The organism is Nocardioides sp., assembly GCF_050699375.1.
Classification (GTDB): domain Bacteria; phylum Actinomycetota; class Actinomycetes; order Propionibacteriales; family Nocardioidaceae; genus Nocardioides.
The window spans coordinates 1-6,466 of sequence record NZ_JBOHDN010000320.1 but is presented as its reverse complement, the minus strand read 5'-3'; the positions used below and the strand labels follow the sequence as shown (position 1 = coordinate 6,466).

Genomic DNA, 6,466 nt, shown 5'->3' with positions numbered 1-6,466 from the left:
TTCCAAGTCAACCGATCACCATCCCGTGCGAGGCGAAATTAGGTTAGCCTCGCCTCATGAGACCCCACCTCGTCGCCGCCACGGCCGCCGCCCTGGTCCTGGCTCTGTCCGCCTGCTCCTCCGACATCGCCGACGACGGCGCGGAACCGGCATCGGGTGCGTCCTCGGTTCCCGACGGCCCGTGGAGCTTCACCGACGGCTCGGGTGAGGTCGTGAAGCTCGACGAGGCACCGACCCGGATCATCGCGCACGCGCCGGCGGCCGCCGCGCTGATCTCCTACGGCATCCGCCCGATCGGCATCTACGGTGACGAGCCGGTCGAGACCGACCCGAACCTGGACGGCGTCGACCTGACAGACATCGAGGTGCTCGGTGAGGAGTGGGGCTCGATCGACGTCGCCAAGGCGTCCACGCTGAGCCCGGACCTGATCGTCGCCGACTGGTGGCCGGCGGAGATGGCACACTCGGGGCTGGAGAACGGCACGAAGGCGAAGAGCAAGAAGCTCGCCGAGCTGGCCCCGGTCGTCGGCCCCTCCCAGGGTGGCTCGATCCTCAACCTCGCCGAGGGCTACGAGGATCTTGCCGCGAGCCTCGGCGCCGACGTCGGGAAATCCCAGGGCGCCAAGGACAAGGCGGCGTTCGAGAAGGCGCGCGACGGCTTCATCAGCGAGATGAAGGACAAGGACCTGACCGCGCTGGCGGTCTCCCCGGCCGACGACCTGCTCTACGCCGCCAACCCGGAGTACGCCCCCGAGCTGCTGGACTTCACCGAGTGGGGCCTGCAGGTGGTCGCGCCCGACTCACCGGACCCGGACTTCCCCTACTGGGAGAACCTGAGCTGGGAGAACGCCGACAAGTACCAGCCCGACGTCCTGCTGATCGACAGCCGCACCTTCATCGACGCCAAGAAGACCGCCGAGGGCCAGCCGACCTGGACGTCGATCCGTGCGGCCGAGGCCGGCCAGGTCATCGAGTGGCCCGCCTTCTGGCTGCACACCTACGCCGATTACGCCGAGGCCCTGACCAAGCTGACCGCCGACCTCGCCGACGTCGACGACACCATCGGCGAATGACTCCGGCGGTGACCACTTCGGTGACCAGCTCTGCCGCCACCGCGACACCCGCACCGGTACGACGGCGAGCCTCCGGGCTCACCGTCGGCCTGCTGCTGCTCGTCGCCCTCGTGCCCGTCCTCGCCTTCCTCAGCGTGACCCTCGGGTCGCGCGACATCGCGCTGAGCGAGGTCCTCGACGCCTTCCGGCCCGAGAATCTACGCAGCACGAGGTCGACCTCGGTCGAGGACACCGTGACCGTACGTCTGCGGGTCCCCCGCACCGTGCTCGGACTCCTCGCGGGCGCGGCTCTCGGGCTCGCCGGCACCCTGCTGCAGGGCCTGACCCGCAACGCCATCGCCGACCCGGGGATCATGGGCGTCAACGCCGGGGCCGCGTTCGCCGTGGTCGGGTCGATCACCCTGCTCGGCATCGGCTCGCTCGGGTTCCACGTCGTCGCGGCGTTCGCCGGAGCGCTCGCGGCGACCGTGCTGGTCTACTCGGTGGGGTCCCTCGGACGCGACGGCGCGACGCCGGTGAAGATGGCCCTCGCCGGGGCCGCGATCACCGCCGGGCTGACCGCGGTGACGACCGGGCTGCTCCTCACCGACCTCGACGCCCAGCAGCAGTACCGCTTCTGGCAGGTCGGCTCGCTCGCCGGCCGCTACGCCCCGATCGTGACGGGCGTGGCCCCGTTCCTGCTGGTCGGCGTCGTCCTGGCGCTGCTGTGCGGCCGCTGGCTCAACGCGCTGGCGCTGGGCGACGACGCCGCCCGTGGGCTGGGCGTCTCCCTGACGCGTACGCGCATCCTGTCGTTCCTGGTGGTCGGGCTGCTCTGCGGCGCCGCGACCGCGGCCTGCGGTCCCATCGTCTTCGTCGGCCTGGTGGTGCCGCACGTGGCACGCTTCCTGTGCGGACCCGACTATCGCTGGGTGCTGCCCTACTCGATGGTGCTGGGTGCCCTGCTGCTGCTCGGCGCGGACATCCTCGGTCGCGTCCTGGGCGGCACCGGAGAGCTCCAGGTCGGCGTCATCCTCGGCATCATCGGCGCCCCGTTCTTCGTGCTCCTCGTCCGCTACGCCCGGCTGGCGGACCTATGAGCGCCACGGCCACAGAGCCCGCCGGCGTCGACACGACCGCCACCGTCGCAGCGCTGCGCCGCAACCGGCGTCGCCAGCGGATCCGCGCGGTCCTCGTCCCCGTCGCGCTGCTCGTGGTCGCCGCCGCCCTGGCCCTGCTCACGCTCTGCTTCGGCTCGGTCCAGCTCAGCCTGGATCAGGTGCTGGCCTCGCTGCTGCATCTGCGCGACCACGCCGCCGTCGACTTCATCGTGCGCGAGCTGACCGGGCCGCAGGTCAAGGCGGCGGTGTGCGTCGGGCTGGCCCTCGGCGCCGCGGGCACGATCTTCCAGCAGCTGCTGCGCAACCCGCTGGCCTCGCCCGACTTCGTCGGCATCTCCGCGGGCGCGAGCGTCGCCGCCGTCGCGGGCATCGCAGTGCCCGCGCTCGGCGGGGTCAGCCTGCCTGTGCTGGCCTTCGGCGGCGGACTGGTCACGGCCACCGTGATGTACGTCCTGGCCTGGCGTGACGGCATCACCGGCTATCGCTTCGTGCTGATCGGGATCGGCACGGCGGCGTTCTGCACCGGGATCACCGGCTACCTGCTCACCCGCACCTCGCTCACCGAGGCCCGGGCCGCGCTGCACTGGCTGACCGGGTCGATCGGCCAGGCCGGCGACGCGGAGAACAACGCGCTGCTGGTCGCCCTCGTCGTGCTCGTTCCGCTGGTGCCGCTGCTCCAGCGGCTGCTCCGCACCGTGGAGCTGGGCGACGACACCGCCCGCGGTCTGGGCGTACGCATCGAGGTGATCCGGCTCGCCCTGATCGCGACCGGCGTCCTGCTGACCTCGTTGGCCACCGCGGTCGCCGGACCGATCGCATTCGTCGCCCTCGTGGCCGGGCCGATCGCCGACCGGATGCTCGGCAGCGCCCGCGGCGGCATCGTCGCCGCCGGTGCGGTCGGGGCGATCGTGTGCCTGATCGCGGACTACGTCGCCATGAACCTGCTGCCGGTCGAGGTCCCGACCGGTGTCGTCACCGGCGCCGTCGGCGCGCCGTACCTGCTGTGGCTCATCGCCACCACCAACCGGAGAGGGATGGGCGGATGACCCAGCCGGAGATAGCCCAGTCGGAGATCACCCAGTCGGAGATCACCCAGCCGGAGATCACCCAGCCGGAGATCACCCAGGCGGAGATCACCCAGGCGCAGATCACCCAGGCGCAGACGACCGTGGCGCCGCGGCTCGCGGCGCGGGAGCTGTCGCTGGGCTACGACGACCGCGTCGTCGTCGACCGGCTCGACCTCGACGTCCTCGACGGGCGGGTGACGGCGATCGTCGGCGCCAACGCCTGCGGCAAGTCGACGCTGATGCGGGGCCTCGCCCGGCTGCTGCGTCCGTCCGCCGGCGAGGTGCTGCTCGACGGGACCCCGATCCTCGACCGCGGCTCCCGCGAGGTCGCCCGGCTCCTCGGGCTGCTCCCCCAGACCCCGGTCGCCCCGGACGGCATCACCGTCGGTGATCTGGTCTCGCGCGGACGCCACCCGCACCAGGGCTGGTTCCGACACTGGAGCGCACGGGACGAGGAGGCGGTCGCCGAGGCGCTCGCCGCCACCGACACCGGCGAGCTCGTCGACCGCCCGCTGCGCGCGCTCTCCGGGGGCCAGCGCCAGCGGGTCTGGATCGCGATGGCGCTCGCCCAGCAGACCGATCTGCTGCTGCTCGACGAGCCGACGACGTACCTCGACATCAGTCATCAGGTCGACCTGCTCCGGCTGCTGCGTACGCTCAACCGGGAGACCGGCCGGACCATCGTCACGGTGCTGCACGACCTCAACCTGGCCTGCCGCTACAGCGACCACCTCGTGGTCATGGCGGACGGCCGGATCCTCGCCGAGGGGCCGCCGGACGAGGTGGTCACCGCGGAGGTCGTCGAGAAGGCGTTCGGACTGCCGTGCGTCGTCGTGCCCGACCCGGTCGCCGGTACGCCGATGGTGGTTCCGGCGGGCGACTGAGCCGATCGATCGAGCACACCGCGCGCACCACCTGTGGTGAGTCGGTCATCGCCGGGCAAATCGATAGCCGCAAACGGATAGCTCAGTAGTACCAGGGATAGGGCGACCAGTCGGGCTCGCGCTTCTCGAGGAACTGGTCGCGGCCCTCCTGGGCCTCGTCGGTCATGTAGGCCAGGCGGGTGGTCTCGCCGGCGAACATCTGCTGGCCGACGAGGCCGTCGTCGAGGAGGTTGAAGGAGTACTTCAGCATCCGCTGGGCCGTGGGCGACTTCGAGTTGATCATCCGGCCCCAGTCCAGGGCGGTGGCCTCGAGGTCGGCGTGCGGGACGGCGCGGTTGACGGTGCCCATGCGTACGCCGTCCTCGGCCGAATACTCCTCGGCGAGGAAGAAGATCTCGCGGGCGAACTTCTGGCCGACCTGGCGGGCGAGATAGGCGGAGCCGTAGCCGCCGTCGAAGGAGCCGACGTCAGCGTCGGTCTGCTTGAAGCGTCCGTGCTCGGCGCTGGCCAGGGTCAGGTCGCAGACGACGTGGAGGGAGTGGCCACCTCCGGCGGTCCAGCCGGGGACGACGCAGACGACGACCTTCGGCATGAAACGGATCAGCCGCTGGCACTCCAGGATGTGCAGGCGGGCCATCTTGGCCTTGTCGATCGGGGTGGGCTCCTCCGCGCCGGTCCGGCCGGCGGCGTACGCGGAATCTCCGGTGGTCGAGCTGGTCGATTCCTCGTACTGGTAGCCGGCCTTGCCGCGGATGCGCTGGTCGCCACCGGTGCAGAAGGAGTATTTGCCGTTCTTGACCGAGGGGCCGTTGCCGGTGAGCAGGACGCAGCCGACGTCGGCCGAGGTGCGCGCGTGCTCGAGGACGCGGAGGAGCTCGTCGACGGTGTGCGGGCGGAAGGCGTTGAGCACGTCGGGGCGGTCGAAGGCGATGCGTACGGTGCCGTGCTCCTTGGCCCGGTGATAGGTCAGGTCGGTCAGATCCTCGAAGCCGGGTACCTCGTCCCAGCGGCTCGGGTCGAACGTGTCGGAGACTCCCTCGATGGCGCTCATGTGCCCGAGGCTATCCGGGGTTGGAATAGTCGGCGTTCTCGGCTGTTGTAGAAGGCATGACCGAACTGCAAGGTGAATACGTCCCGAGCACGGCCGACTGGGTTCGCGAGCAGGTCGCGGCGTTCGAGGCCTCCAACGGCGCCGACGCCAACGTCCTCGAGCGCGACGGCAAGCCGATCATCCTGATCACCAACCGCGGCGCCAAGTCCGGCAAGATCCGCAAGACGCCGCTGATGCGTATCGAGCGTGACGGCCGCTATCTCGCCGTCGCCTCCTGGGGTGGCTCGGACAAGAACCCCGGCTGGGTGAACAACTTCCGCAAGCACCCCGAGATGGTCCTCCAGGACGGCGGCACCAAGAAGGCGTACGTCGCTCGTGAGCTCTCCGGGGCCGAGCGCGACGAGTGGTGGGCCCATGCGGTGCGGACATGGCCGACGTACGGCGAGTACCAGCCCACCACGTCGCGGATCTTTCCCCTCTTTCTGCTGGAGCCCGCGGGAGAACACGCCACCAGTTGACCGGCCCGTAACCGGTCAGGTGCCACGTCTGTCGGTTGGCGACGCTAGGGTCTAGGGCCATGCCGTTCCTGCTACGCGTCGAGCTGCCCGATGTCCCGGGTTCACTTGGACGCCTTGCCTCTGCCATCGGTGAAGCCGGTGGCGACATCGAGGCGATCGAGATCGTCGAGAAGAACAAGGCCGCCGGAAGAGCGGTCGACGATGTGCTGCTCGAGACCGCACCAGGATCCATGCCCGACTCGATCGTGTCGGCGTGCAACGAGCTCGACGATGTTCACGTCGTGTGGATCTCCCGCTACGCCGCGGGCGGCAACCTCTTCCTCGACCTCGAGGCGGTCGAGGACCTCACCGAGAACGCCCCCGAGGCGCTCGACCGACTCGTCGACGTACTGCCCCTGACCTTCCGCGCCGACTGGGCCATCCGCGTCCACCGCGTCAAGGGCATCGGCAAGTGCACCGAGGGCTCACCCGACAACGTTCCCTTCATCGAGATCGACCGCCCCGAACGTATCGAGGTCGAGGGCGAGGACGAGAGCATGTTCATCGGCGCCCGCATCGACGGCAACGAGATCGTCGTCATCGGCCGCCGCGGCGGCCCCGACTTCCTCGACTCCGAGCTCGCCCGTCTCGGCCACCTCGCCTCCCTCGCCACCTCCATCGCCCGCTCCTGACCCTCCCCTCCGGGGCCTGGCCCGAGGCTTGGCCCGAGGCGTCAGCTTTGCAGGCCGAGAAGTCACCCGCGTCGGCCGAGAAGTCACTTGTGCAGGCCGAGA

7 protein-coding genes are annotated in these 6,466 nt (G+C 70.3%); 6 read left to right on the top strand and 1 reads right to left on the bottom strand.

All coding sequences use genetic code 11. The features are described 5' to 3' along the window. The first annotated feature begins 56 nt into the window (after positions 1–56). Genes ACRDPS_RS22400 through ACRDPS_RS22385 form a run of 4 tightly spaced genes read left to right on the top strand, consistent with a single transcriptional unit; the run spans position 57 to position 4,124 of the window. Positions 57–1,073, top strand: a complete 1,017-nt coding sequence (locus tag ACRDPS_RS22400) for an ABC transporter substrate-binding protein (protein WP_431503877.1) — start codon at positions 57–59, stop codon at positions 1,071–1,073. A gap of 8 nt (positions 1,074–1,081) precedes the next feature. After that, entirely contained in the window at positions 1,082–2,152 is a 1,071-nt protein-coding gene (locus tag ACRDPS_RS22395; protein ID WP_431503876.1) for a FecCD family ABC transporter permease, read from the top strand. After that, entirely contained in the window at positions 2,149–3,219 is a 1,071-nt protein-coding gene (locus ACRDPS_RS22390; protein ID WP_431503875.1) for a FecCD family ABC transporter permease, read from the top strand. Before ACRDPS_RS22395 ends, ACRDPS_RS22390 begins: the two co-directional genes overlap by 4 nt. Further along, positions 3,216–4,124, top strand: a complete 909-nt coding sequence (locus ACRDPS_RS22385; protein ID WP_431503874.1) for an ABC transporter ATP-binding protein — start codon at positions 3,216–3,218, stop codon at positions 4,122–4,124. Before ACRDPS_RS22390 ends, ACRDPS_RS22385 begins: the two co-directional genes overlap by 4 nt. 82 nt (positions 4,125–4,206) lie before the next feature. Here the strand turns inward: ACRDPS_RS22385 and ACRDPS_RS22380 are convergent, their stop codons facing one another. Beyond that, positions 4,207–5,175, bottom strand: coding sequence for a 1,4-dihydroxy-2-naphthoyl-CoA synthase (locus ACRDPS_RS22380; protein WP_431503873.1), 969 nt, complete (start codon positions 5,173–5,175; stop codon positions 4,207–4,209). Between the two features lie 56 nt (positions 5,176–5,231). Here ACRDPS_RS22380 and ACRDPS_RS22375 point away from each other — a divergent pair, with 56 nt between their 5' ends. Then, on the top strand, positions 5,232–5,693 hold the full coding sequence (locus ACRDPS_RS22375) for a nitroreductase family deazaflavin-dependent oxidoreductase (protein WP_431503872.1): 462 nt from the start codon (positions 5,232–5,234) through the stop codon (positions 5,691–5,693). 59 nt (positions 5,694–5,752) lie between these two features. Next, entirely contained in the window at positions 5,753–6,364 is a 612-nt protein-coding gene (locus ACRDPS_RS22370) for an amino acid-binding protein (protein ID WP_431503871.1), read from the top strand. The last annotated feature ends 102 nt before the right edge of the window (positions 6,365–6,466 follow it).